24 protein-coding genes are annotated in these 26,101 nt (G+C 70.8%); 14 read left to right on the top strand and 10 right to left on the bottom strand.

Annotation, left to right across the window (positions count from 1 at the left end; translation table 11 throughout):
• Nucleotides 1-34: 34 nt before the first annotated feature.
• Together F4560_RS21420 and F4560_RS21415 are read right to left on the bottom strand one after the other, a co-directional pair.
• Nucleotides 35-1,027, bottom strand: a complete 993-nt coding sequence (locus tag F4560_RS21420) for a Ca2+-dependent phosphoinositide-specific phospholipase C (RefSeq protein ID WP_184922544.1) — start codon at nucleotides 1,025-1,027, stop codon at nucleotides 35-37.
• A gap of 150 nt (nucleotides 1,028-1,177) precedes the next feature.
• Nucleotides 1,178-1,837, bottom strand: a complete 660-nt coding sequence (locus F4560_RS21415) for an MOSC domain-containing protein (protein ID WP_184922542.1) — start codon at nucleotides 1,835-1,837, stop codon at nucleotides 1,178-1,180.
• A 95-nt stretch (nucleotides 1,838-1,932) separates the two neighbouring features.
• Between F4560_RS21415 and F4560_RS21410 the strand changes: the two genes are divergently transcribed.
• Entirely contained in the window at nucleotides 1,933-2,658 is a 726-nt protein-coding gene (locus F4560_RS21410; RefSeq protein WP_184922540.1) for an SCO4651 family lipoprotein, read from the top strand.
• A gap of 21 nt (nucleotides 2,659-2,679) precedes the next feature.
• Here F4560_RS21410 and F4560_RS21405 read toward each other — a convergent pair whose 3' ends face one another.
• From F4560_RS21405 to F4560_RS21385, 5 genes are all read right to left on the bottom strand, one after another.
• On the bottom strand, nucleotides 2,680-3,375 hold the full coding sequence (locus F4560_RS21405; RefSeq protein ID WP_184922538.1) for a peptidylprolyl isomerase: 696 nt from the start codon (nucleotides 3,373-3,375) through the stop codon (nucleotides 2,680-2,682).
• A 32-nt stretch (nucleotides 3,376-3,407) separates the two neighbouring features.
• Nucleotides 3,408-6,332: a helix-turn-helix transcriptional regulator gene (locus F4560_RS21400; RefSeq protein ID WP_184922536.1), complete on the bottom strand. Its 2,925-nt coding sequence runs from the start codon at nucleotides 6,330-6,332 to the stop codon at nucleotides 3,408-3,410.
• Between the two features lie 97 nt (nucleotides 6,333-6,429).
• A complete protein-coding gene (locus tag F4560_RS21395) occupies nucleotides 6,430-6,639 on the bottom strand; it encodes a hypothetical protein (RefSeq protein ID WP_184922534.1) in 210 nt (69 codons plus the stop codon).
• Entirely contained in the window at nucleotides 6,636-9,539 is a 2,904-nt protein-coding gene (locus tag F4560_RS21390) for a type 2 lanthipeptide synthetase LanM family protein (protein WP_184922532.1), read from the bottom strand. The genes F4560_RS21395 and F4560_RS21390 overlap by 4 nt, the downstream gene beginning before the upstream one ends.
• A gap of 188 nt (nucleotides 9,540-9,727) precedes the next feature.
• Nucleotides 9,728-10,285, bottom strand: a complete 558-nt coding sequence (locus F4560_RS21385) for an acyl-CoA synthetase family protein (RefSeq protein WP_184922530.1) — start codon at nucleotides 10,283-10,285, stop codon at nucleotides 9,728-9,730.
• Between the two features lie 82 nt (nucleotides 10,286-10,367).
• Here F4560_RS21385 and F4560_RS21380 point away from each other — a divergent pair, with 82 nt between their 5' ends.
• From F4560_RS21380 to F4560_RS21355, 6 genes are all read left to right on the top strand, one after another.
• Complete coding sequence (locus F4560_RS21380) at nucleotides 10,368-10,895, top strand: enoyl-CoA hydratase/isomerase family protein (protein WP_184922527.1); 528 nt, start codon at nucleotides 10,368-10,370, stop codon at nucleotides 10,893-10,895.
• Complete coding sequence (locus F4560_RS21375; RefSeq protein WP_184922525.1) at nucleotides 10,892-11,893, top strand: LacI family DNA-binding transcriptional regulator; 1,002 nt, start codon at nucleotides 10,892-10,894, stop codon at nucleotides 11,891-11,893. The genes F4560_RS21380 and F4560_RS21375 overlap by 4 nt, the downstream gene beginning before the upstream one ends.
• 193 nt (nucleotides 11,894-12,086) lie before the next feature.
• The gene (locus F4560_RS21370; RefSeq protein WP_184922523.1) at nucleotides 12,087-13,442 is read left to right on the top strand and encodes an ABC transporter substrate-binding protein; all 1,356 of its coding nucleotides are present in this window, start codon (nucleotides 12,087-12,089) and stop codon (nucleotides 13,440-13,442) included.
• On the top strand, nucleotides 13,442-14,311 hold the full coding sequence (locus F4560_RS21365; RefSeq protein WP_184922521.1) for a carbohydrate ABC transporter permease: 870 nt from the start codon (nucleotides 13,442-13,444) through the stop codon (nucleotides 14,309-14,311). Before F4560_RS21370 ends, F4560_RS21365 begins: the two co-directional genes overlap by 1 nt.
• Complete coding sequence (locus F4560_RS21360) at nucleotides 14,308-15,147, top strand: carbohydrate ABC transporter permease (RefSeq protein ID WP_312869402.1); 840 nt, start codon at nucleotides 14,308-14,310, stop codon at nucleotides 15,145-15,147. Before F4560_RS21365 ends, F4560_RS21360 begins: the two co-directional genes overlap by 4 nt.
• Nucleotides 15,148-15,173: 26 nt before the next feature.
• On the top strand, nucleotides 15,174-16,694 hold the full coding sequence (locus tag F4560_RS21355) for a glycoside hydrolase family 13 protein (RefSeq protein WP_184922519.1): 1,521 nt from the start codon (nucleotides 15,174-15,176) through the stop codon (nucleotides 16,692-16,694).
• 47 nt (nucleotides 16,695-16,741) lie between these two features.
• On the opposite strand, the gene F4560_RS21350 is transcribed toward F4560_RS21355, so the two are convergent.
• Nucleotides 16,742-17,248 (bottom strand): MarR family winged helix-turn-helix transcriptional regulator, encoded by a 507-nt coding sequence (locus F4560_RS21350; protein WP_184922517.1) that lies wholly within the window; start codon nucleotides 17,246-17,248, stop codon nucleotides 16,742-16,744.
• Nucleotides 17,249-17,356: 108 nt separating this feature from the next.
• Here F4560_RS21350 and F4560_RS21345 point away from each other — a divergent pair, with 108 nt between their 5' ends.
• The 6 genes from F4560_RS21345 (at nucleotide 17,357) to F4560_RS21320 (ending at nucleotide 23,810) form a co-directional block, all read left to right on the top strand.
• Nucleotides 17,357-18,418, top strand: coding sequence for an alkene reductase (locus F4560_RS21345; protein ID WP_184922515.1), 1,062 nt, complete (start codon nucleotides 17,357-17,359; stop codon nucleotides 18,416-18,418).
• 431 nt (nucleotides 18,419-18,849) lie between these two features.
• Nucleotides 18,850-19,611, top strand: a complete 762-nt coding sequence (locus F4560_RS21340; protein ID WP_184922512.1) for a DeoR/GlpR family DNA-binding transcription regulator — start codon at nucleotides 18,850-18,852, stop codon at nucleotides 19,609-19,611.
• A gap of 93 nt (nucleotides 19,612-19,704) precedes the next feature.
• Entirely contained in the window at nucleotides 19,705-21,048 is a 1,344-nt protein-coding gene (locus F4560_RS21335) for an ABC transporter substrate-binding protein (RefSeq protein ID WP_184922510.1), read from the top strand.
• Between the two features lie 31 nt (nucleotides 21,049-21,079).
• A complete protein-coding gene (locus F4560_RS21330; protein WP_184922508.1) occupies nucleotides 21,080-22,027 on the top strand; it encodes a carbohydrate ABC transporter permease in 948 nt (315 codons plus the stop codon).
• Complete coding sequence (locus tag F4560_RS21325; RefSeq protein ID WP_184922506.1) at nucleotides 22,024-22,824, top strand: carbohydrate ABC transporter permease; 801 nt, start codon at nucleotides 22,024-22,026, stop codon at nucleotides 22,822-22,824. Before F4560_RS21330 ends, F4560_RS21325 begins: the two co-directional genes overlap by 4 nt.
• Nucleotides 22,821-23,810 carry a zinc-dependent alcohol dehydrogenase family protein gene (locus tag F4560_RS21320; protein ID WP_184922504.1) on the top strand — a complete coding sequence of 330 codons (990 nt, stop codon included), beginning with the start codon at nucleotides 22,821-22,823 and terminating at the stop codon, nucleotides 23,808-23,810. The genes F4560_RS21325 and F4560_RS21320 overlap by 4 nt, the downstream gene beginning before the upstream one ends.
• Before the next feature lie 49 nt (nucleotides 23,811-23,859).
• Here the strand turns inward: F4560_RS21320 and F4560_RS21315 are convergent, their stop codons facing one another.
• Entirely contained in the window at nucleotides 23,860-24,534 is a 675-nt protein-coding gene (locus F4560_RS21315) for an LAVTG motif-containing sortase-dependent surface protein (protein ID WP_184922502.1), read from the bottom strand.
• 119 nt (nucleotides 24,535-24,653) lie between these two features.
• Complete coding sequence (locus F4560_RS21310) at nucleotides 24,654-25,028, bottom strand: nuclear transport factor 2 family protein (RefSeq protein ID WP_184922500.1); 375 nt, start codon at nucleotides 25,026-25,028, stop codon at nucleotides 24,654-24,656.
• 117 nt (nucleotides 25,029-25,145) lie between these two features.
• On the opposite strand from F4560_RS21310, the gene F4560_RS21305 reads away from it, so the two are divergent.
• Nucleotides 25,146-26,099: an RNA polymerase subunit sigma-70 gene (locus F4560_RS21305; protein WP_184922498.1), complete on the top strand. Its 954-nt coding sequence runs from the start codon at nucleotides 25,146-25,148 to the stop codon at nucleotides 26,097-26,099.
• Nucleotides 26,100-26,101: the final 2 nt, after the last annotated feature.

Below are 26,101 nucleotides of genomic sequence, written 5' to 3'. Positions count from 1 at the left end.
CCCCACCCCGGTGCCGGCCGAAACGCAAGCCGCGTCAGCCGACCGTGTAGCCCACGATCGCGGGGTCGACCCAGTCGCTGGACACGATCGTCGCGCCCTTGCCGGCCAGTTGCCGCACCCGCGCCTGCGCGTCCGACACGGACGGGTTGCGGGAGTCGATCGCCGGTGACACGGCGTGCGCGTCCGTCATCACCACCAGGTAGTGGCCGCCCAGGTACGAGTCGCCCGGCCACCCCGCGTACGACGACGCGCCACCGTCGAACGCCACGAACCACGGCGCACGGGCGCCACCGCGGTCACCCACACGCGGGTCGGACTGGGACGCGCCGTTGATCGCCGGGAACGCCAGCGCCGAACCGAGCACGCCGCCGTTGCGGGCCGAGATCAGCCGGTCCGCGTACTCCAGGTCGGTGTCGTAGTTGTCGAACGGGTTGCCCTGTTCGAACGTGCCGACCTCGACCAGGATCACGAACTTGCCGGTCAACGCCGAACGGTGCGGCCACGCGCCCGCGCGGGCGGCGGCGTCCAAGGTCGCGTGCGAGCCGATGAGCTGCGCCGGGCCGAACACCGACGACGCGCCGAGCGTGTCCGCCACGATCCGGTCGAACTCGTCCGGGCCGAACCCGCCGCGGTCGTCGAAACCGTTCTTGAACTCGACCTTCAGCACCATCAGCGGGTGGGCGGGGTTGCGGTCGTGCCACAGCCGGATGTTGCGCAGGCACGTGGCGAGGTTCTGGTTGCGGGCGCCGGTCCGCAGCTGGTCGTACGCGGTGGCGCGGGCGCAGTTGTTGGCGTTGCCCGGGTCGTGGCCCACCTGGAAGTCACGGCTGAACAGGAAGTTGGTCCACACGTCCAACTCGACGAGACCGGGCTTCTTGTCCAGCACGTCGACCAGGAACGGGGCGGTCTGCTGCGTGTAAGCGTTGTGGACACCCACCGCGGTACCGCCGGTCGCCGTCGCGGCGTGTGCGGTTCCGGGCAGGGCCGTCATCAGGAGTGCGGCCACTGCGATTGTCAGACGCTTCATCGGTGAAGGCTCCTCGTGGTCCTGCGCCCAGGTCGCCTCCCACCCTAGAAACACGAAATGTCTTCACGATGTCCACCAAATGGACGCTGATCGAGGCGTGCCGCACAACGGGGAACAGCGACCGGCCCGGTCGGCTGAGCCGGTGCGCGCCTACGCCGGGTCGAACATCCGCCGCTCGGCCCGGCGCAGCAGGTCCTCGGGCAGGTAGTCACGCGCCGTCATCAAGCGCGGCAGCAGGTCCGCCTCCAACGTCAGGGCGCGGAACGTCACGGCGATGCTGACGTCGTGGTCCGGCCGGTGCTCGATGGTGATCTCGTCACCCGCCGTGATCGTCCCGGGCTCCACGACCCGGAAGTACGTGCCCGGCAGGCCCCGCGCGGTGAACCTCTTCACCCAGCCCTTCTCCTGCATCACGCCGGTGAACGTCAGGCACGGGATGCGCGGCCTGGTCGCCTCGAGCAGTACCGAGCCGATCCGCCACCGCTCGCCGACCAGCGCGCCGGACACGTCGACGCCCACCGTGGTCAGGTTCTCCCCGAACAGCCCCGGCCGGAGGTCGCGGCCCAGCTCCGCCGACCACCCGTCCAAGTCCTCCCGCGAGTAGGCGTAGACGGCCTGGTCCTCGCCACCGTGGTTGCGCGAGTCGGAGATGTGGTCGCCCGCGACGCCGCTGCCGCCCGTGCCGCGCGGACCAGGGGCCTTGATGTCCACGGGGCCGTCCACCGGGCGCTTGCCGATGCCGGTGTGGCCGATGACGGCGTAGTCGAACTCGACGCGGGAGCCGACGTTGACGGAGAGCACGTGAGGCATGGCTCTGACGGTAGCGGAGGTACTTTCGGCTTTAGCACCCCTTATCCGCCGCAGGTGCGGGAGGATGGTGGGTGTTCACCGTAAGTGGGGGTGTCATGCGCAAGTCCGTCGTCGCGTTGGTGCTGGCCTTGGTAGGTCTGGCGGGTTGCGCGGAGCGGACAGGGCTGCCCACACCGACCCTCGGTCCGGTCGTGGACGACAGCGCGTCGTTGATCAAGATCGTGGCGGCCCGCGCCGCCGAGCAGGGCTCGGTCCGGTTCGACGCCGAGACCACCATGTCCGGTCTCCACGTGACGCTCGCCGGCGACCTGCTGCGCGCCCGTGAGGGCCGGCTGATGTCGTTGCGGCAGGACTCGTCGACCGAGGTCGTGGTGATGGCGGACGCCGCCTACTCCCGGACGTCGGGCGGCTCGTGGGCCAAGCTCGGGATGGCGGACCGCGCGCCCGTGCGGGCGGACACCACCGTGGCCGGCCTGCCCGACGAGGTGGACCCGTCGTCGGTGGTGAAGTCGCTCGCCGGGAGCCTGGTCGTGACCAAGGGCGACGAAGAGCTGGACGGCGTGCCGACGCGCCGCTACACCATGCTGGTCGACCTGCGGCAGCAGGCGGAGCGGACGTCGGACATCACGCGCCGCTCCCACCTGCTGGCCGCCTACGAGTCCGGTTTCACCGCGTCCGCCACGGTGTGGGTCGGTCCGGGAGACCTGCCGGTGCGGGTCGAGCAGGTGCTGAAGACGTTGGAGGACAACGTCTTCCAACGCAGCCTCCACCGCTTCACGGACTGGAACGCCGACATCCGGGTGACCGCGCCCATCTCGTGATCCCGGTCGGCGTGATCCCGGTCAGCCGGTGCGCTTGGCCCGCCCGATGTCCGTGGTCAGCGCCGGACGGCCGTCGACCTGGCTGTCCGGGTTCGGCGCGATGCCGCCCGCCGCGATCTTGTCCAGGGTGGCGAGCCCGGCGGGGGAGATGCGGCCGAACACGGTGTAGTTGGGCCGCAGCACGGAATCCGAGGTGACCAGGAAGAACTGGCTGCCGTTGGTGGCCGGGCCCGCGTTCGCCATGGCCAGCGTGCCGCGCGGGTAGATGCGGCGCAGGCCGGTCGGGTCGTTCGGCACGGGCGCCAGGTCGGTCGGCAGCTCGTCCTTGTACTTGTAGCCGGGGCCGCCCTCACCGGTGTTGGACGGGTCGCCGCACTGGAGCACCTTCAACGTCGGGTACGCCGTCATCCGGTGGCACGTCGTGTCGTCGTAGAACTTCTTCCGCACCAGGTGCAGGAAGCTCTGGACGGTGCACGGCGCCTGGGCGCGGTCCAGCACCAACGGCACCGGGCCCAGGTTGGTCGCCAGCAGCACCTCCGGGTACCCGTGGTCGGGGGTGTGCCGGGGGTCCGGGGGAAGCGGCACGGGCCGCGCGGCCGGTTCGTCCGGCGTCACCTCGTACCCGCACGGGCCACGCGTCACGTCGGATTCGGGCGACGCCTGCGCCGTCCCACCGCCCAGAACCGCCATCAGCGCCACTGCCAACAGGATCTTCATCGCACCGGTCTAGCGGACCCGGCACCACACCACTAGGGCCGGTCGGCTGGTCCCAGCGACGCGGCGAACGAGCTGAGCGACTCCCGGTCCGGCTGCGCGGTCTTCGTGATCAGGCTGGCCACGTGCTTCTCCACGGTCCGCGGCGAGATGTGCAGCCGGGTGGCGATCGCCTTGTTCCCCAACCGGCCCGCGAGCAGCCGGAACACTTCGAACTCCCGCACGGTCACGCCCAGCGCCCGCAGTTCGCGCGGCACCTGGTCGGATCCGGTGCGCCGCTGCGGCACGGACGCGCCCACCTGCCGCAGCAACCCCCGGCACGCGCTGGCCACGGCCGGCTGACCCGCCTGGTGGAAGTACTCCTCGGCGGTCCGCAGCCAGCTCACCGGCTCGCCCCACCCGTCGATCACCGCCGCCTCGGCCACCAGCCGCAGCCCCAGGTGCTTGGCCATCGGGTAGAGGGACGCCGCGTCCCGAGCGGCCCGCATCGCCTGCACCGCCTCGGCTTCCAGACCTTCCCGACTCAGCAGCACGGCCAGCGCGAACTGCGCGAACACCCGGTTCCAGCGCATCCCGGCGGCGGCCGACCGGGTCACCGAGCGGTACGTGTCGAGGTCCAGCGCCCCGGACAGCGCGTCCAGCAACAGCAGCAACCCGTGCCGGCCGGACAGGTGGTAGACGGTCGGGGCCTCCGCCTCGTACGCGAGCGCGCGCGCCAGGTCGTGCCCGGCCGCCGCACGGTCCTCCTCCAACAGCGCGCAGAACGCCCGTGCCAGCCCGTAGCAGAGCGGGCGCTCCTGCGAGCCGACCCCGCCCATCGCCTCGAACGCCTCGATCGCGGCTTCCATCTCGGCCCGCCGACCCTGGTGCGCCGCCGCCGTCGCCTGCGCCATCAACCCGTACAGGGTCAGGTGCTTGAGCTGGAGCCGCCGGGTGTCCGCCACCGTCCCCGCCAGCTTGTCCGCCGCGGCGGCGTACTGCCCGCGCAGCACCGCGTCCAGCCCGAGGATCGAGTCCACGTTGTACGCCACGCTGATCGCGCCGATCCGCAGCGCCTCCTCCCGCGCCTCGACCAGCTCGATGGACGTGCCGTCGGCCAGCCAGTCCAGCCCCGCCTGCCGGCTCGTCGCGTAGAGACCCTGGATGGGCAGGCCGTGCTCCTCGGCCATCTCCCGCGCCAGCCGGAAGCACTCGGCGGCCTCGGCCAGGTCACGCTCGCGCGCCAGCACGCCCAGCAGCTGCCACGTCTCGCAGCCCACCTCGGGCAGCGGCACGCGCTTCGCCGCGTCGGCCGCGCGCCGGGCCAGGAACTCGGCCGACGCGACCCGGTCCGGCACGTCGCTGTACAGCGTCATCAGCGCCGCCACGGCGTCCAGTCGCGCGGTGTGCTCGTCGTCGGCGTCCGGGCCGAGCAGCGCGCGTGCCGTCTCGACGTGCGCGGTGCTGTCCGCCCACCGGCCCGCGGTGTTGGCCACCTGGGCGAACTTGGTGTGCAGCTCGGCCCGCCGCACCCGGCTCAACCCGGCGGCGCTCAGCTCGGCCACCGCGTCGACCAGCGCGAACGCCCGCTCGAACTGGCCCGCCTCGGCCAACGCGGGCAGCAGCGAGTCCAGCACGTCGGCGCGGACCGACACGTCCACCTGACTGGCCAGCAGCCGGTGCGCGTGGTCGAGCAGCCGCACCGCCGACCCGGCCGCGCCGTCCGCCAGCGCCCGCCGTCCGGCCTCGGCCAGCAACGCGCCCGCCTCGGCGGTCTCCCCGGCGTCCAACCGCAGTGACGCCACCAGCGCGCACCACTCGCCGGGCAGGCCGGGGTGCAGCTCCTGCACGGCGTCCGCGGTCCGGCGGGACAGCTCGGCCCGGCGCGTCGGCGGCAGTTGGGCCAGCAGCGCCTCGGCGGTCAACGGGTGGCGGAACGCGTACCAGTCCGGCACCGGCTCGTCCGGCGTCACGAGCTGCGCCGCCACCCCCGCGTGCAGGTGCGACAGCAGGCTCCGGTCGTCCAGCCCGGTCACCGCGCGCAGCACCGACAGCGGGAACCGGTGGCCCAGCACGGCGGCCACCGACAGCACCTCGCGGCCCTGCGGCCCGAGCCGGTCGGTGCGGTGCGCGATCGACCGCACCAACGCCGACGGCACGTCGATGCGCAGCTCGCCCAGCACCTGCCAGCCACCGGGACCGCGTACCAGCAGGCCGCTGTTGACCAGGCCGTGCAGCATCTCCTCGACCACGAACGGGTTGCCCGCGCTGTCCGCCCACATCCGCGCGGCGACCGCGTCCGGCACCTCCGAGGCGTCGACCTCAAGACAGGTGCCGACCATCCGGCGCACCTGGGACTCGTCCAGTCGGCCCAACTCCAGCAGCACGCCCGCCTCCCGTTGCGCGGCAAGGCGCACCACGTCCAGCGTCGGACCGGGGTCGGCGCGGGTCGTCACCAGCAGCACGGCCGGCACGTCGTCGAGGTTGTCCACCAGGTAGTCGACGACGGCCAGCGTCTCCGCGTCCACGTCGTGCAGGTCTTCCAGCACCACCAGGCACGGCTGCTTCCGGCCGACAACGGTCAGCAGTCGTAGCACCGCCTCGGCGAGCACCACCACGGAGTGCGGCTGACGCCGTTCGTCGGTGCCCCACTCGGGCACCAGCCTGCCCAACGCGGGCTGGTACGGGCCGAGTTCACGCAGATCAGGACTGTCCCTCGCGCGCAGGAGGGACATCAGCGCCTCGGCCAGCGGTCGGAACGGGACGATCGGCCCGATCGTGCTGCTGCGCCCGCGCAACACCCTCATGCCGCGCTCGAAGGCGGCGCCGGCGGCGAAGCGCGCCAACCGGGTCTTGCCGATGCCCGGCTCCCCGACGAGGAACACCGCGCGTCCACGACGGACGGCGGCGTCGGCCAGCGCCCGTTCCAGCACGCGGAGCTCTTCGTCGCGGCCGACCACGACCGGCGCGCGGGTGTGCATGGGCCGACCTTAGTCAAGCCGGACCACGGCACACCAAACTGCCCGCACCCCCAGTGGGCGGGCAGTCCGGCGGTGCGACGGTGTCGCGCTTTGCCGCTCAGCCGATGCCGGGCGCGCTCACCGTGATGCTGCTGTTCGCGCCCGCGGCGACCACCACGTACGCGCCGACGGCCAGGGTCAGACCGGCCAGCGCGCGGGCGCGGGCGCCGGTCTTCGTCTTGCGGTTCAGCGCCATTTCCCCGGCGGGGTGGTCGCCGTCCTGGTCTTCGTGCCAGGTGGTGACCGCGTCGTGGTTGGCGTTGCTCATCGGGCGTTCTCCTCGTGGTAGGTGTCGTGCTTGGACCCGAGCAGGAGCGCAGAAGGCACCTGCTCGGGGAATCCGAGGCGGAGCAAGCCGTAGCCGATGCCGGAGAGCCCGGTGAGCAGACCGGCCGACGGCACGCCATCCGGTGTGCCGCAGCGTGCTCCGTACTGGTCGAGCGCGCCGAGGACGAGCCCTGCTCGCCGGTTCCGCATGGCCGACGCCAGACCGTGGCCGCGTTCCGCGAGGACGGTCAGGGATTCGATCACGCCCAGCTCACCGTGGCACAGGCTCAGGTCCCGCAGGGGTTCGTGCACCGCCAAGGCGTTCATGCACCGGTCGAGGTGCAGGGTGTACGCGTCGACCGGCTGCTCGGGGTGTGCGGTGTGCGCGAGCACGGCGCCGGACAGCCCGGAGCACCAGCTGTGGTCCGCCTCCGTCACGTCGAGCAGTCGTTGCCGCAGCGCGTGATCGGCGCGCAGGTTCGCCCGGCCGACCACGCCGTACCTGTCGCCGCCGACCTTCGCGTAGCGCAGCAACGCCCAGCCGACACCCGCCCGGCCGCGCGCGAAACCGTCACCGCCGGGACTGGCGGCCACCAGTCGGTCGGCGTAGGCGCGGGCCAGTTTTCCGGCCGCGGGCAGGCCGCTTTCCGCCCGCACCGCCAGCATCGCGGCCAAGCCTCCGGCCCAACCCTCCACCAGGTTGGCCGGGTCCTCGCCGATCGCCTCCACGGTCGCGGCGATGTCCACCGCGGCACGCAGCCAGCCGCCGATCTCCGCGTCGTCCAGCAGGTCCGCCAACCGCGCCAACGCGTAGCAGATGCCGCCCAGGCCGTGGAACCCGCCGCTGCCCACGGCGACCGCCAACTCGGTGTCCTCGGCGAACGCCGCCAGCAGACCGGGGATCGGCGCGAGCGCGTCGCGCGCGTGCTCTGTATAGCGGGCAGCGCCGGTGAGCTTGCCCAGCTGTGCCAGGAACAACGCGACGCCGGTGTAGCCGTTGGACAGTCCCGCGCCCATCGCGGCCACCGCCCAGTGCCGGTCGTCCACGAGCTCCAGCCCGACCCAGTTGACCCGGCCGTCGGCGGCGGTGGCGTGCGCCAGCACCTCGTCCGCGACGCCGCACGCCGCCACCAGCAGCCGTTGCGGGTCCGGCACGACGGCTTCCAGCGGCACGGGCACGCCCTGTCCGGTGCGGTGTTCCACCGGACGCGGCCGGCTCGCCAACCCGGCGGTGATCAGCCACTGCTGGTCGTGCTTGTCCACTTCGCCGAGTGCGGCGACCTTGGCGGTGACCCCGTCCAAGCCGGACACCGGCAGCAGGTCGGGCAGCCGCTCGCCGGTGGACGTCCACAAGTCACGGCTGCCGGGCCGGGTGGTGAACATCGGCACGTCGCCCGACCACAGGTCGCTCATCTCGTACGGCACGAGCGCGTGCAGCAGCGCTTCGTCCGCCGAGTCGTCCCACAGCAGGTCGAGCACGTCCTGCCGGGCCGCCGCGCCGCGCAACGCGTCCGGGTGCGTCGACTCGTCCAGCAACGTCGCGTACAGCTGGGTCATCCGCGCCAGGAACCGCACCGGCAGGTCGGCGAACGGGGTCAGCCGGCCGAGCAGGTCCGCGCGGTGGTCGCACAGCGCGTCGTAGCCGACCCGGAACCCGGCCAGCAGCGGGCCCTGGTAGTCGGCGGGCTCGGCCTCGCGGCCGTCCACCACCGGGCGGTTGTGCGCCGGCGGCATCGGCGCGGGCCTGCGCACCAGCCGCATCCGGTCCGTGCCGGGGTGCAGCCACGCCACGCCGTCGGCCGCCGACCGGTCGCCCTGGTCGCCGCCCATGCCGCCGATGTCGAGCGCGCCGTGCGCGCCCAGCAGCACCTGCGGCAGGAGGGCGGTGCGGTGCACGGACCGTGCCAGCGCCTGGACCGCCGGGTCCGCCGGGATGCCGACCGCCGGGTGGAACAGCGTCTCCACGTCCACCAGCACCGGCTCGTCGCCCGCCGCGATCAGGTTCTCGTAGTGCATGTCGGCGCCGTCGATCGCGTACAGCAGCGCGATCAGCGCGCCCAGCCGGTGGTAGAACCGGCCGACGGCGGGGACGTCCGCGCACGGCGTGTGCTCGACGAACTCCAGCCACCCGTGGTCCGGCCGTACGACCGTGCGCGGCACCCGCAGCCCGAGACCGGTGTGGCCGTCGTACCAGGTCAGCAGGTCCGCGAACGCCTGGTGCAACGCCACCGGGCGCGGTTTGTAGACGACCCGACGACCGTCCTCGAACGTCAGCACGGCCACCGAACGGCCCCGCGCGTGCCGGTCGCCCCGCCCGGTCTCCACTCGCGCGAGCGGGCCGGGGTCGCGGCCGTCGAGCAGGGTCCGGACGATCTCCGGGCGGTCCCGCTCGAACCGGTCCAGCAGCTCGCGGTGCGCGTCGACGGCGTGCAGGCAGGCCTGGCCGAGCAGCCGGGCCAGCACCGGGTAGCGGCCGAACAGCGTGGGCAGGTCGACGTGCCGGACGAAGTCGGCGAACCGCTCCCGCGGCGTGTCCCCGGTGAGCCGCTCGTCGATCCGTTCGAGGTTCAGCTCCAGCACGAGGGTGCGTGCCGCGATCCGGGTCAGGCGGTGGCCGAGCGCGCGGCCGAACTCCGCGTCCAGCCGGGGGTCCTGGGCCATCGCCGCCTGGACCAGCGGCTGCAACGCGGACGCGAACGCCCTCATCGCGCCGTCTGTGCCGTCCACGCCGTCGCCCGGGTCGGCATCGGGGAAATCTGCACGGGCCGCGGTCGCGGTGGCGCGTTCCACGAACGCGGCCCATGAGGGCCGTCCACGAGGGACGACCAGCTTCCGGGTGTCCTCGCGCACGCCGCTGAGCCACCACGATGCGGGTGGCCGGTCTACGGCGGACGGGAACACGTCGCTCAACGTGTCACGCGCACACGGCGGCGCACATGGGGGCGGTGCCCCCAGATTTGCCGGCGCGACGAACCTGGGACCGCACATGTGCGGAAACCTCTCCGCCGCAGGTCACCAGCACCCTGCCGGACGGTGAACGAGCGCTGCTCATGGGATGAACCTGCCGCTGTGACCAAGTGCCACCGGGTCTACGCCTCGCAGTTCTCGGCTTCACCGGCGGCGTCCTTGAACTCGTCGGGCAGCGAGACGACGGCCATCTTCTCGACCGCCTCGTTCATCACCGTGACGGCCTCGGTCACGTCCTGGATGACGGTGGAGAACACGTCGGTGGTCATCTCCGGCGCGGCGTCCACGGTCGACTTGGCCGAGACGAACTTGTCCCGCGCCCTGGTCAGCGGCTCGTTGATGACCTCGACCGCGGTGTCGGCGGCCGGTTCCGGCGCGGGGGTCAGCTCGTCCAGGTCGTGCAGGACGACGTCCAGCACGTCGATCACCCGGCCGAGCGAGTCGCCGAGAGCCTTCTTCATCGCCGCCGGATCGGTGGCGTGCTGGGTCGGGTCGAACTGCACCCCGCCCGACGCGATCATGTACTGCGCCACGCCGCAGAAGTTGTCCATCCAGCGCACGACCTCGGGCTTGGCCTTGGCCGCCGACGACGTCGGCCCCGCGGTCGGCGTGCCCGTGACCGGCGTCGCGCACCCCGTCAGCCCGACCAACGCCACCGCCGCCACCATCCACCGCTTCACAGGGGGATTTGTACCCGGCCATCACCCGGCAGAGGGGTGGAACATGACAACCGGGGGAATCATCCGCCACCATGGCTGCCTCATGGCCGTCTCACTGGAACTGTCCTGCGGGATCGCGGTCATCCGGATCGAGGAGTCGCCGGACGCCCTCCTGCCGGACGTGCGCGCGCTGCTGAACCGGGCCGTCGACGCCCGCGCGATCGTGCTCCTGGTGGAGGGCGGTGTGTGCGGGGACGACATCAAACGGCTGGTCCGGAGTTCGGCGGCGCAGCGCGAGGCGGTGTCGGCGGCGTTGCGCGGCGTGCGGGAAGAGCTGGCGAACCTGCCGGTGCCGCTGGTCGCGGCGATCCGAGGCAGCGCGTCAGGTGAGGCGGCGAGGCTGGCGATGGGGTGCGACCTGCGGGTGCTGGCGTCGGACGGCGGTCTCGGTCGGGTGACCGGCGATCGGGTGCTGGTGGCACGTCGGGTGACGGCCGCGGAGGCGCTGCGCACAGGGCTGGTGGACCGGGTCGTGCCGTCGGCCGCGGTGGTGCGCACCGCGGTGGAACTCGCAAACGAATGCAAGTCCGCGCAAGCCGTGCGTAAATCCTGCCGTATAGTTGCTCCATGACGCAACGGCGGTTGGCCGAAGTGGCCGCGAAGGTCGGCGTGAGCGAGGCGACGGTCAGCCGGGTGCTGAACGGCAAGCCGGGGGTGTCCGACGCGACGCGGTCGGCCGTGCTCACCGCCCTGGACGTGCTCGGGTACGAACGGCCGACCCAGCTGCGCGGTGAACGTGCCCGCCTGGTCGGCCTGGTGCTGCCGGAGTTGCAGAACCCGATCTTCCCCGCGTTCGCCGACGTGGTCGGCAACGCCCTCGCGCAGCGCGGTTTCACGCCGGTGCTGTGCACCCGCACGGCGGGCGGCGTGACCGAGGCGGACTACCTGGAGCTGCTGTTCGAGCAGCACGTGTCCGGTGTGGTGTTCGCGGGCGGTCAGTACGCGCAAGCGGACGCGTCGCACGAGCACTACCGGCAGATGACGCGGCGCAAGCTGCCCGCCGTGATGGTGAACGCCGCCATCGACGGCATCGGGTTCCCCAGGGTCTCGTGCGACGACGCGGTGGCCGTCGAGCAGGCGTTCGGCCACCTCGTGGCGTTGGGGCACGTGCGGATCGGCGCGGTGCTGGGGCCTTCGGACCACATGCCGTCGCGGCGCAAGCTCACCGCGCTGACGTCGTGCGCGGCCGCGGCCGGGGTCGAACTGTTCGAGGAACACGCGATGTTCTCCCTGGAAGGCGGCCAGGCCGCCACCACCCGCCTGCTGCACCGCGGCGTCACCGCGATCGTCTGCGCCTCCGACCCGTTGGCGTTGGGCGCCGTGCGTGCCGTGCGCCGGCACGGCCTCAAGGTGCCGCACGACGTCTCCGTGGTCGGCTACGACGACTCGCCGTTGATGACGTGCACCGAGCCGCCGCTCACCACGGTCCGCCAGCCGATCGAGGCCATGGGCCGGGCCGCTGTGGAACTCCTGGCCAACCAGATAGCGGGCACCCCGGTCCCCGACGAGGAACTGCTCTTCGAGCCCGAGCTGGTGGTCCGCTCCTCCACCGCCCCCGCTCCGCGCTAGCCCCACTCCTCTCCGCTGCCGTCCATCCCTCCGGGTGGGCGGCAGCTTCTGTGTGCGCACTTTCGGATGCGCTGTGCCGGGTCAGCTTACGGCTTGATGTAGATAAGTTGCGAGATTTCGTCCACATCTTGCGGAACGGTGTCGAGTCGACCTACCGTGTGCGCCACACCACACCCGAGGAGGGTCCGCCCCCATGAACTCATTCAGCCTCCGCAGAGCGGCGGGGTTGCTGCTGGTAGGCAGCCTGAGCCTGACCGCCGTCGCGTGTTCCGAAGCGGCCGACACCGGCGCCGCCGGCGGCAAGGTCACGATCTCCGTCAACGGCCAGCCGCCGCAGACCCAGCCGTTCGACCGCAAGGTCTTCGACCAGGACGTGGCGGAGTTCGAGGCCGCCAACCCGGACGTCGACATCGAGCCGCACGAGGGGTTCATGGACCCCAAGACGTTCTCCGCGAAGCTCGCCGGCGGTCAGCTGGAGGACGTGTTCTACGCGTACTTCACCGACCCGGCGAACCTCATCGCCCGCAAGCAGGCCGCCGACATCACCGAGCACGTCAAGGACATGCCGCACTACGACGCCATCCGGCCCGAGCTGCGTGACGTCTTCAGCAAGGACGGCAAGGTCTACGGCGTCCCCACCGCCAACTACTCGATGGGCCTGCTCTACAACCGCGCGCTGTTCACCCAGGCGGGCCTGAACCCCGACCAGCCGCCGAAGACGTGGGACGAGGTCCGCGAGGCCGCCAAGAAGATCACCGCGCTGGGCGGCAACAAGGTCGGCTTCGCCGAGTACAGCAAGAACAACCAGGGCGGCTGGCACTTCACCGCGTGGATGTACTCCGTCGGCGGCCAGATCGCCCGCCAGGACGGCGACAAGTGGGTCGCGGACTTCAACAACGACAAGGGCCGGAAAGCACTCCAGCACCTCAAGGACATGCGCTGGACCGACAACACGATGGGCGAGAAGCAGCTCCTCGTCATCGAGGACGTCCAGCAGATGATGGGCGCGGGCCAGCTCGGCATGTACCTCGCCGCGCCGGACAACGTGCCGACGCTGGTCAACCAGTTCAAGGGCGACTACGCGAACTACGGCCTGACCGGCATCCCGGACGGCGAGGGCACGCTCATCGGCGGCGAGGGCTACATGCTCAACCCGAAGGCGACGCCGGAGAAGATCAAGGCCGGGCTGAAGTGGATCCAGTGGAAGTACCTCAACCCGGACCGGTTCGAGAAGAACCTCCAGCGGTACAAGGACGAGGGTCAGCCGATCGGCCTGCCCGTGCCGCCGGTCGCCGACATCTGGACCGGTGAGCTCGCGGCCAAGCAGGCGGAGCTGAAGGAGAAGCTGGCGACCGTGCCGGTGGCGAACTTCAAGTCCTACGTGGACGCCACGCCCAAGGGGAAGATCGAGCCGCCGAACGCCCAGCAGGTGTACGCGATCCTGGACAACGTCATGCAGGCCGTGCTCACCGACCGCGACGCGGACCCGGCCAAGCTGCTGGCGGACGCCGAAGCCAAGGTGAACCCCGTCCTGGCCCAGGTCAAGTGATGCGCCGCCGCGTCGAGGAGAACCTGGTCGCGTACGGGTTCCTGTCCGCCGCGCTGGTCTGCTTCGCGGTGTTCTCCTGGTACCCGATCGCGCGTGGGGCCGTGCTGGGATTCCAGCAGGTCGACTTCGTCTCCGACCCCACGTGGGTCGGCTGGGAGAACTTCGAACGCCTCTTCGCCGACCCCCTGTTCGCCACGGCGTGGCGCAACACCCTGCTGTTCACCGCGTTGGCGCTGGTCTTCGGCTTCGTGGTGCCGTTCCTGCTCGCGGTCGTGCTGAACGAGCTCAAGCACTTCAAGGCGTACTTCCGGCTGGTCGTGTACCTGCCGGTGATGCTGCCGCCGGTGGTGGCCGCGCTGATCTGGAAGTGGATGTACGACCCCGGTCCGGGCCTGCTCAACTCGGCGTTGCGCGGGCTCGGACTGGACGGGGCGGCATGGCTGGACAGCGCCGACACGTCGATGCTGTCGCTGGTGATCGTGGCGACCTGGGCGAACCTGGGCACCGCCACGCTCATCTACCTGGCCGCGTTGCAGAGCATCCCCGGTGACCTGTACGAGGCGGCCGAGCTGGACGGCGCGAGCGTGCTGCGCCGGCTGTGGCACGTCACCGTGCCGCAGACCCGGTTCGTGCTGCTCGTCCTGCTGCTGTTGCAGATCGTGGCGACGATGCAGGTGTTCACCGAGCCGTACGTGATGACCGGCGGCGGACCGGAGGACTCCACCGTCACGGTCCTGCTGCTGCTGTACCGGTACGCCTTCTACTACAACGACTTCGGCACGGCCAGTGCCCTGAGCCTGTTGCTGCTGCTGGTGCTCGGCGCGTTCACCGCGCTGTACCTGCGGGTGACGCGGAAGGCGGACGCGTGAGGACGCTGATCGCACCGGGGCGGCGACGTGCCGGGTACACCATCACCCTCGTGATCACCACGATCGTGCTCACGGTGGTGTTCGTGGTGCCGCTCCTGTGGGTGGTCGTCTCGGCGATGAAGACGGCCGTGGAACTGGCCCGCGTGCCACCGACGATCGTGCCGGAGACGTGGACGCCCGGCACGTACGCCGAGGCGTGGGACCTGATGGACCTGGGCCGGTACTTCGTCAACACGATCGTCGTCGCGGTGGGTGTGTGGGCGGTGCAGCTCGCGGTGGACGTGCCCGCCGCTTACGCCCTGTCGCGGCTGAAACCCGTGCTGGGCAAGGGGATTCTGGGTATGATGCTGCTGACCCTGATGATGCCCGCCGCGGTGCTGCTCGTCCCCACCTACCTGACCATCGCGGACCTCGGTCTGCTCAACAACCCGTTGGCGCTGTGGTTGTTGGGCGCGGCGAACGCGTTCACGGTGTTCCTGCTCAAGCGGTTCTTCGACCAGCTGCCGGTGGAGGTGCTGGAGGCGGCGCGGATCGACGGCGCCGGCCAGCTCACCATGCTGTGGCGGATCGTGCTGCCGCTGTCCCGGCCGATCCTGGCGGTCGTGTCCATCTTCGCGGTGGTGGCCGCGTGGAAGGACTTCATCTGGCCGCTGCTGGTGTTCTCCGACCCGGCGCGGCAGACGCTCAGCGTGGCGTTGCAGCGCTTCGCCCCCGACACACCGGTCAACCTGCTGCTGGCCGGCCTCGTGCTGTCCAGCGTGCCCATGATCGGCCTGTTCCTGGTGTTCCAGCGGCACGTGCTGGCGGGTCTCACCGCCGGCAGCGTGAAGGGCTGAAACACATCACCGAGGGAGGATTCCACATGAACTGGTGGCGCGGTGCGGCCATCTACCAGGTGTACCCGCGCAGTTTCGCCGACGGCAACGGGGACGGTGTCGGCGACCTGGCGGGACTGCGGCGGAAGCTGCCCTACCTCGCCGAGTTGGGTGTGGACGCGATCTGGCTCAGCCCCTGGTACCCGTCCCCGTTGGCCGACGGCGGCTACGACGTCGCCGACTACCGCGACATCGAGCCGGTGTTCGGCACGCTCGTGGAGGCGGAGAAGCTGATCGGCGAGGCGCACGGGGTCGGCCTGCGGGTGATCATCGACATCGTGCCCAACCATTGCTCGGACCAGCACCCGTGGTTCCAGGAGGCGTTGCGGGGCGAGGGGCGTGACCGGTTCTGGTTCCACGAGGGCGATTCGCCGCCGAACGACTGGCAGTCGAGGTTCGGCGGGCCGGCGTGGTCGCAGGCGCCGGACGGCTCGTGGTACCTGCACCTCTACAGCCCGGAGCAGCCGGACCTGAACTGGACCAACCCGGAGGTGCGGGCCGAGTTCGAGTCGATCCTGCGGTTCTGGCTGGACCGGGGGGTGGACGGGTTCCGCATCGACGTGGCCGACGGGCTGGTGAAGGACTTCTCCAGGCCCGACGCCGACCTGCCGTACTCCGACCAGGACGGCGTGCACGACATCTACCGGTCGTGGCGGGAGGTGCTGGACGAGTACGCGGACGAGCGGGTGTTCGTCGGCGAGATGTGGCTGCCGGACCCGGAGCGGTTCGCCCGCTACCTGCGCGCGGACGAGCTGCACTCGGCGTTCAACTTCGATTTTTTGTGCTGCCCTTGGGAATCCGGCGAGTTGCGGCGGGTCATCGACGGCACGTTGGCCGCGCACGCGCCGGTCGGTGCGCCGCCCACGTGGGTGCTGTCCAACCACGACGTGACGCGGCACGTGTCGCGGATGGGGCGTTCGGACACGTCGTTCGACTTCGGTCGGCGGCAGCACCTGACTCCGACGGACTTGGAGCTGGGCGCGAAACGGGCGCGTGCGGCGATCATGCTGACCACCGCGCTGCCCGGCTGCGTGTACGTCTACCAGGGGGAGGAGCTGGGGCTGGAGGAGGTGGACGACCTGCCCGACGAGCTGCGGGAGGACCCGGTGTGGGTGCGGTCCGGGCACACCGACCGGGGTCGTGACGGGTGCCGGGTGCCGATCCCGTGGGGTGAGGGCGGGCCGTCGTGGCTGCCGCAGCCGGAGCACTGGAAGTCCCTGTCGGTGGCCGCGCAGACCGGCGACCCGGACTCGATGCTGGCGCACTACCGGACCGTGCTCGCCCGCCGGCGTTCGGAGGAGGCGCTGGGTGACGGGCCGATGGAGTGGCTGGACCTGGGGCCGGGGGTGGTCGCGTTCACCCGGGGCACGGACTTCGCGTGCGTGCTGAACCTGTCCGACTCGCCGGTCCCACTGCCCGCGCACGACGGCGTGCTGCTGACCAGCGGGCCGCTCGTGGACGGCGCCGTGCCGACGGACACCGCCGCCTGGATCAGGCTCACCCGCTAGCTCCGCCGGCTAGCTCCCGGCCAGGTCCCGCCCGCTAGCTCCGCCGGCTACCGCCCGCCGTCGCCGTCGGGGCACGCGCGGTGTGCCCGACTCGCCAGGTTCGTCTCCAGCAGGCCGAGCGCCCTCAGGGTCTCGGCCTGCTGGTCGTCGTCCAGCTCGCCGACCGTTGCCTCCTCCAGCTCACGCCACATGCGTTCGACCTGGTGGCGCAGGGCCTGGCTGGCGGCGGTCGGCTCGATGAGGGCGGCGCGCCCGTCGGTCGGATCGGGGGAGCGGCGCACGAAACCGGCGCGTTCCAGGCGCTGCACGGTCCGGGTCATGGTGGGGGAGTCCGCGCCGAGTGCGCCGCACAGGTCGGCCTGCCGCCGTGGGCCGCTTTCCCAGAGTTGCATCATCACGAGTTCCTGGCCCGGGTGCAGCCCTGCCTGCCTGAGCAGCTGTGCGGCGAGCAGGCGGTGCAGCCGGGCGATCCGGACGATGGCATGGCTGATCGGACTGTCCTCCGTGGCTGGAGGAGTGGGTACTGACGTGGGCTTTTGTCCGGTCGGAGCCATGGCACGATTCTAGTCTTCCTCGATCGTGAGCGCCGTCACAGTGGCTGATCGGAATGTACTCCGGGGTGATTGCTGTTCGGACAGGTAAACAGCATCCTGGAGGCAGCCGTGAGCACCGCGTTCGAGCCGTTCGACCTGGCCGGCACCAAGTTGGCCAACCGGATCGTGATGGCGCCGATGACCCGCAGCCGCGCGTACGACACCGTGCCGACGCCGGTCATGGCCGAGTACTACGCCCAGCGTGCCGGTGCCGGGTTGATCATCACCGAGGGCATCCAACCGTCCCCCGTGGGTCAGGGGTACACGCACACGCCGGGGTTGCACAGCGCGGAGCAGATCGAGGGCTGGCGTGGCGTGACGGACGCGGTGCACGCGGCGGGCGGACGGATCTTCGCGCAGATCATGCACGCCGGCCGGATCGGCCACCCCAGCCTGCTGCCGGACGGTCTGCACCCGGTGAGCGCGTCCACGGTGCGCGCGGACGGGCAGCTGTTCACGGGCACCGAGATGCTCGACTACCTGCCGCCCGTGCAGCTGACCCCGGCGGACATCGAGGCGACCATCGCCGACTTCGCCACCGCCGCGCGCAACGCGATCGAGGCCGGGTTCGACGGCATCGAGCTGCACGGGGCCAACGGCTACCTGCTGCACCAGTTCCTGGCGGACAACACGAACCTGCGTGACGACGAGTGGGGCGGCTCCATCGAGAACCGCATCCGGTTCGTGGTCGAGGTCGTGCGCGCGGTGTCCGAGGCGATCGGCGCGAGCCGCGTCGGCCTGCGGATCTCCCCCGGCAACGGCTACAACGACATCGCCGAGGTGACCCACCGCGAGCTGTACCCGGCCCTGGTCGACGCCATCGACCCGATCGGCCTGGCCTACCTGCACGTCGCCGAGCAGGACGAGCGGCCGTTGACGCTGGAGCTGCGCAAGCGGTTCTCCGGCACGCTGATCCTCAACCCGTTCACGCCCGAAGGTGTGACCGGCCCCGGAGAGCTGGCCCTGCTGGACAACGGCGTCGCGGACGCGCTCGCGTTCGGCGCGCTGTTCCTGGCCAACCCGGACCTTCCTGCCCGCCTGGCCAACGGCGGCCCGTTCAACACCCCGGACCAGACCAGCTTCTTCGGCGGCACCGAGAAGGGCTACATCGACTACCCAGCCCTGTCCTGAGCGTTGAATTCGGGGTACCGGAACGTAGGACACGGTGGTCCCCAACGTAGGACTCACGCGACGCGAACGTAGGACTCACGCGACCTGAGCGTTCGACTCGCGTGAGTCCTACGTTCAGAACGCGCGAGTCGTACGTTCAGGACCACCGTGTCCTACGTTCAGGACGGGTGAATTCAACGTTCGGAACGTGTGTGCAGGCCCCTGGGTTGCGTGAACCCAGGGGCCTGACGCGTTGAGTGGGGTGGGAACGGGCAAGGAATTGGGGCCGATCGGGCACGAAACGGGCTGATGGTGTGTGTTCGGTCAGGGAAAGCGGGCGAAACTCGGGCATCGCTGACCCGGCTGTGGCGCTGGCCACACTATTTCCGCGGTGTTACACCTTATGCGCGGCCCGAACGGGCAGCGACGGTCCGAGCGGGCAAGGAGGCGCCATGCGGGCGGACGAACGCAAGCGCCGCATCCTGGCCAGGGCTCGGGCGGACGGCCGGGTCGACGTGGCCGAGATCGCGGCCGAGCTGGACGTCGCGCAGGAGACCGTGCGGCGCGACCTGCGACTGCTGGACGAGCACGGCCTGGTCCGCCGCACGCACGGCGGCGCGTTCCCGGTGGAGAGCGCCGGCTACGAGACGGGCCTGAAGTTCCGGTCCGCGTCGATGGTGCCGGAGAAGCGGCGGACCGCCCGAGCCGCCGCCGACCGGCTCGGTGACGCGGAGACGGTGTTCATCGACGAGGGCTACACACCCCAGCTCGTCGCCGAGGCCCTGCCCACCGGCAGGCCGCTGACCGTGATCACCGCGTCGCTGCCGACCGCCGCCGTGCTGTCCGAGGTCCCGTCCGCGACGGTGCTGCTGCTCGGCGGACGGGTCCGCGGCCACACGCTGGCGACCGTGGACCACTGGGCCACCCGCATGCTGTCGGAGATGGTGATCGACCTCGCCTACATCGGGGCGAACGGCATCTCCCGCGAGCACGGCCTCACCACGCCGGACCCGGCGGTGGGCGCGGTGAAGGCCCAGGCCCTGGCGTCGTCCCGCAGACGGATCTTCGTCGGCGTGCACACGAAGTTCGGCGTCGCGAGCTTCCACCGGTTCGGCACTGTCGCCGACCTGGAAGCGGTCGTCACGGACTCCGTGCTGCCCGCGGGCGAAGCGCACCGCTACGCCCTGCTCGGACCGAAGGTCGTCCGCGCTTGACCGTTCGGGCTTAACGGTCCGGGCTTGACCCAACCCACCCAGAGGCCCCGGCACCAGGGGTCTGCTTCCGCTCGCCCTAAGGAAGGCAAGACGATGAAGTCATTGCGGTATGGCGGCCTGCTGGCCGCGGTGCTCCTGGCCACGACCGCGTGCGCCGGCGCGGGTGGCGGGGGCGGCGGCGCCGACAACTCGATCAACGTCCTGATGGTGAACAACCCGCAGATGCAGGACCTCCAGAAGCTCACCGCGGACAACTTCACCAAGGACACCGGCATCACGGTCAACTTCACCGTGCTGCCCGAGAACGACGTCCGCGACAAGATCAGCCAGGACTTCTCCAGCCAGGCCGGCCAGTACGACGTCGCCACGATCAGCAACTACGAGACGCCGATCTACGCCAAGAACGGCTGGCTCACCCCGCTGGACGACTACGTCGCCAAGGACACCGGCTTCGACCAGGACGACGTCCTCGCGCCGATCCGCCAGTCGCTGACCGCCGCCGATGGCAAGGTGTACGCCCAGCCGTTCTACGGCGAGTCGTCGTTCCTCATGTACCGCAAGGACGTGCTGGACGCCAAGGGCCTCACCATGCCCGAGAAGCCGACGTGGCAGCAGGTCGCCGACATCGCCGCCCAGGTCGACGGCGCGCAGCCCGGCATGAAGGGCATCTGCCTGCGCGGCCAGCCCGGCTGGGGTCAGCTGATGGCGCCGCTGACCACCGTCGTCAACACGTTCGGCGGCACGTGGTTCACCAAGGACTGGCAAGCGCGGCTCAACGCGCCGGAGTTCAAGGAAGCCACCAAGTTCTACGTCGACCTGGTCCGCGCGCACGGCGAGGCGGGCGCGCCGCAGGCCGGGTTCGCCGAGTGCCTGAACAACATGACCCAGGGCAAGGTCGCCATGTGGTACGACGCCACGGTCGCCGCCGGTCTGCTGGAGGCGGACGACTCGCCGGTCAAGGGCAAGCTCGGCTTCGCCCAGGCCCCGGTCGTGAAGACGGAAAGCTCCGCGTGGCTCTACACGTGGGCGTTCGGCATCCAGAAGGCGAGCAAGAAGGCCGACAACGCCTGGAAGTTCGTGTCCTGGGCGTCCGGCAAGGGCTACGAGGAGCTGGTCGGCAAGAACCTCGGCTGGTCCAAGCTGCCCGACGGCAAGCGGAAGTCGACGTACCAGCGGCCCGAGTACCTGGCGGCCGGCGGAACGTTCGCCAAGCAGGCGGAGGCGGCCATCGCGGGCGCCAAGCCCACCGACCCCGGCGTGCAGGAACGGCCCGCGAGCGGCATCCAGTTCGTCGGCATCCCGGAGTTCACCGACCTGGGCACGCAGGTGTCGCAGAAGATCAGCGCCGCCATCGCCGGCTCGTCCACAGTGGACGCCGCGTTGGACGAGAGTCAGGCGCTGGCGGAAACCGTGGCGAAGAAGTACCGGGGGAACTGATGAGCAACCCCACCCCCATCGGGAGGTCCCGATGACCGCCGTGCGGGAGGTGGCGGCACCGGCCGAGCCGAGGCCCCCGACGCGGACGAGGCAGGTGAACGCGGCGGCGCGCTGGGCTAGGCGTGCCCCGCTCCTCCCCGCCCTGATCTTCACGATCGTGGTCACCCAACTGCCGTTCGTGGCCACGCTGATCATCTCGCTGATGCGGTGGAACTCGCTGGACCCGGCCAACCGCGGGTTCGCCGGCATCGACAACTACACCGCCGTGTTCACCGACCCGGATCTGCGCAGCGCCATCGGCACCACGGTCGTGCTGACCGCGACCGTGGTGCTGGTCAGCCTCCTGCTCGGCCTCGGACTCGCCCTGTTGCTGGACCGCAAGTTCGCCGGGCGCGGACTGGTGCGGACGATGCTCATCGCGCCGTTCCTGGTGGTGCCGGTCGCCGCCGCGCTGCTGTGGAAGCACGCGCTCTACAACCCGGAGTACGGCCTGTTCAACGGCGTGCTGACGTGGTTGTTCGGCGCGGACGCCCCGCAGCCGGAGTGGATCAGCGGCATGCCGCTGCTCGCGGTGGAGGCGTCGCTGGTGTGGCAGTGGACGCCGTTCATGATGCTGATCCTGTTGGCGGGCCTGCAAAGCCGCCCGCAGGACGCCGTGGAGGCCGCGCGCATCGACGGCGCCACGGCGTGGCAGGTGTTCCGCTACCTGACGTTGCCGCACCTGCGCCAGTACCTGGAGCTGGGCGCGCTGCTCGGCTCGATCTACGTCGTGCAGAACTTCGACGCCGTCTTCACCATCACGTCCGGCGGCCTGGGCACGGCGAACCTGCCGTACACGATCTACCAGACGTTCTACCAGGCGCACGACTACGGCCAGGCGTCCGCGGCGGGCGTGGTCGTGGTGATCGGCTCCATCATCATCGCCACGTTCGCGTTGCGCGTCGTGTCGTCGCTGCTCCGAGAGGAGGTGCGCGGATGAACCGGATCTGGGGCGTCGTCGCCTGGTTCGCCGGACTGCTGTTCTTCGCGCCGGTCGCTTGGATGGTGCTCACCTCGCTGCACAGCGAGCCGGACGCGGCGACGAACCCGCCGTCCCTGGCCGCGCCGATCACGTTCGACAGCTACGCCGGCTTCTTCGACTCCGAACCGTGGCCACCGCTGATCAACTCGCTCAGCGCGTCCATCGGCTCGACGGTCCTGGTGCTGCTGCTGGCGATACCGGCGGCCTACGCGCTCTCGATCAAGAAGGTCGAGAAGTGGTCGGACGTGCTGTTCTTCTTCCTGTCCACCAAGATGCTGCCCGTCGTCGCCGGTCTGCTGCCGATCTACCTGGTCGCGCAGTTCACCGGGATGCTGGACAACATCTCGTTCCTGGTCGTGCTCTACACGTCGATGAACCTGCCGATCGCGGTGTGGCTGATGCGGTCGTTCCTGGCCGAGGTGCCGGTCGAGATCCTGGAGGCCGCCGCGCTCGACGGCGCGGGCCTGGTCACCACGCTGCGCCGGGTCGTCGCGCCGGTCGCCATGCCCGGCATCGCCGCGACGTCGTTGATCTGCTTCATCTTCAGCTGGAACGAGTTGCTGTTCGCCCGCGTGCTGACCGGCGTGGTCGCGGGCACCGCGCCGGTCTACCTCACCGGGTTCGTCACCAGCCAGGGGTTGTTCCTGGCCAAGGTGTGCGCCGCCGCCGTGGTGGTGTCGCTGCCGGTGCTCGTCGCCGGGTTCGCCGCCCAGGACAAGCTGGTCCAGGGCCTCTCCCTGGGAGCCGTGAAGTGAAAGCAGCCGTGATCACCGGGGTCGGCGCGGTCGAGGTCGCCGACGTGCCCGACCCGACCCCCGGCCCGCGCCAGGTCGTCGTGGACGTCGCGGCGTGCGGGCTGTGCGGTACCGACCTGCACATCCTGCAAGGGGAGTTCGCGCCGACGCTGCCGGTGGTGCCGGGGCACGAGTTCGCGGGCGTCGTCGCCGAGGTCGGGTCGGACGTCACCGAGCTGGTGGTGGGCGACCGGGTCGCGGTGGACCCCTCGCTGTACTGCCACGAGTGCCGCATGTGCCGGTCCGGGCGCAACAACCTGTGCGAGCGGTGGGCCGCGATCGGCGTCACGACCGGTGGTGGCGCGGCCGAGTACGCGCTCGCGCCGGTGGCGAACTGCGTGAAGCTGCCCGACCACGTGCGCACCGAGGACGCCGCGCTGATCGAGCCGCTGTCGTGCGCGGTGCGCGGTTACGACGTGCTGCGCTCGCGGTTGGCCGAACGGGTGTTGATCTACGGCTCCGGCACGATGGGCCTGATGATGCTCCAGCTCGGCAAGCTCACCGGCGCGTCGTCCATCGAGGTGGTCGACCTCAACCCGGACCGCCTGGCCACCGCCGAGAAGTTGGGCGTCACGGCCACCGCGGCGTCCGCCGACGAGCTGGACCGGCCGCGCGGGTGGGACGTCGTCATCGACGCCACCGGCAACGAGAAGGCCATCCAGGACGGGCTCGGCCGGGTCGCCAAGGGCGGCACGTTCCTCCAGTTCGGCGTCTCCGACTACGCGGCGCGGGTGACCATCGACCCGTACCGCATCTACAACCAGGAGATCACCATCACCGGGTCGATGGCCGTGCTGCACTCGTTCGAACGCGCGGCCGACCTGTTCGCCACCGGCGTGCTCGACCCGGAGGTGTTCATCAGCGACCGGCTGCCGCTGGCGGACTACGCCTCGGCGCTGTCGAGGTTCCGGGCGGGGCAGGGGCGCAAGATCCAGGTGTTGCCGTAGCACGGCTCGGCCCCGGTCACGCGCACGTGACCGGGGCCGAGTGGAAGAGCTAGTTGTTCGCCGCGCGCCGGCGCAGCACGATCAGCAGGGCCGCGCCACCGCCGAGCAGGACGACGCCGATCACCAGCGGGATCGCGATGCTCGCGCCCGTGTCGGCCAGGTCGTCACCCGTGTCGGCGACCGGCACGACCTCGGCGGTCGTGGTCGTGGTGACCGGCGTCGTGGACTCCGTCGTGGTCTCCACCGTGGTCTCGGCCGTGGTGGTGGTCGGCGCGGTGGTCGTGACCTCGGCGGTGGTCGTGGTGACGGCCGTGGTGGTGGTCGTCGTGGTGGTCGTGGTGGTCGTCTTCACGCAGGACGGGACCTTGAAGGTGCCGCGGACCGACCACGCCTTGTCGTTGTCCTCGTCGATCGGGTCGTTCCAGGCGAGCACCTCGTACTCGAAGACCAGCTCGACGTCGCTGTCGCGGACGTAGGTCTCCTTGAAGTGCTGGCCGAAGGTGGTGTTCTCGATCTCCTCGCCGTCAAGGGTGATCTTGACGGTGTTCTTCTTGGTCTCGTGCGCGTCGTACCACTGCAGGTCGGCGGTCAGCGTGCTCTTCTCGCCCTCGCACCCGGCGCTGAAGATGGCGTTGTGCGCGTGAGCGGGCGCGGCGGCGAACACGGTCGCGGCGACGGCGGCGGTGACGGCGCCGAGGAAGGCTCCGACTCTGGCGAGCTGCATGTGAGGGCTCCTGAGGGAAGGACTGAGGAGAACCGCGTCACACTATCGGTGGAAGAAGACAGCCCGATCTGGGGTTGCATAACTACTTTCCGTAGATCCTCGACATCGCCTCCCGGGGATCACCGCGCGTCCACCTCGGACGCCTTGCGCGCCGCGTCGAACGGCAACCGGTCGAAGATGATCCGGACGTGGGTGATCACTCCGTCCCGGACGGTCAGGTGCTCGGCGCCGGGCGCGCTGCCCACCGGCAAGGTCTTGGTGTCGTACATCAACAGCGCGGTCTTGTCGTCGCCGAACGCCGAGATCAGGGTCGTGTCGACGACAATCTGGGTGAACGGGCCCATGAAGTCACGGAAAGCGGCCGCGCCTTCCATGCGCCCGGCCGGTGCGTCGCACACGACGTCCTCGGCGATGTAGGTCATGGCGCGGTCGAAGTCGTGGCCGGTCCACGCGTGGTAGTAGGCGAGGGCGGTGTCCAGGGCGGTGCCGGTCATGCTCGATTCCTCTCGTGAGATGGACGGTTCGTTGGTTGGACACCGCCGGTGCGTCGAACGGAACGGTCCCGGCCGGATTTCTCCGCCGGACGGTGACTGTCGTACCGCCGTGCGAGGATGCGGTTCGTGAGCCGGACCGGACCCGACCACGCGCAGCCAGGGCACGAGCAGGCGTTCCGCGACCTCGCCGAGCGGTACCGGGGCGAGCTGCGGCTGCACTGCTACCGCATCCTCGGCTCGCTGGTCGACGCCGAGGACGTGGTGCAGGAGACGCTGATCGCCACCAACCGCTGCCTGAACGCGCTGCGTGACGCCCGACGCCGCCCGTCCGAGCCGGTGCCGCCGTTCACCCCGCCGGAACCGACCCGCCGCGTCGAGACCACGTGGTTGCAGCCGTACCCGGACACGCTGCTGGAGCAGGTCGCGGACGACGCGCCGGGACCGGAAGCCCGCTACCACGCCAGGGAGGCGGTCGAGCTGGCCTTCGTCACGGGCTTGCAGCTGATGCCGCCGCGGCAGGCCGCCACCCTCGTCCTGCGCGACGTGCTCGGCTACCCGGCCGCGGAGGTCGCGGACATGCTCGGCACGACCGAGGTCGCGATCAAAGGCACCTTGCAACGCGCCCGTGCCGCGATCGAACGTCACCGCGACGGCCGACCCGCCCCCGCACCGGGCTCACCGGAGGAACGCGAGCTGAGCAGGCGCTTCGCCGACGCGTTCACCTCGGGCGACGTGGACGCCGTGGTCGGGCTGCTCACCGACGACGCGTGGCTGGCCATGCCGCCCGCGCCGCACGAGTACCACGGCGCCGCCGCGATCGCCGCGTTCTTCCGCGCCAGTTTCGGCTGGCGGCGACCACGCCGAGTCCGCCTGGTCGCCACCAGGGCGAACACGCAGCCCGCGTTCGCGTCCTACCTGGCCGAACTGGGCGCGTCGACCGACCGCCCGGTGGAGCTGATCGTGCTGACCCTCGCCGACGACCGCATCCGCGCCGTCACGCGCTTCCTCGACGGCGACCTGCCACGCCACTTCGGCCTCTGGGGGCCCCTGAAAGCCGCTGAGTGCCTCTGAGG

Origin of the sequence: Saccharothrix ecbatanensis (assembly GCF_014205015.1) — a bacterium.
Classification (GTDB): domain Bacteria; phylum Actinomycetota; class Actinomycetes; order Mycobacteriales; family Pseudonocardiaceae; genus Actinosynnema; species Actinosynnema ecbatanense.
Note: the sequence above shows the minus strand (reverse complement) of the source record. Positions and strands in the feature narration are given on the sequence as shown.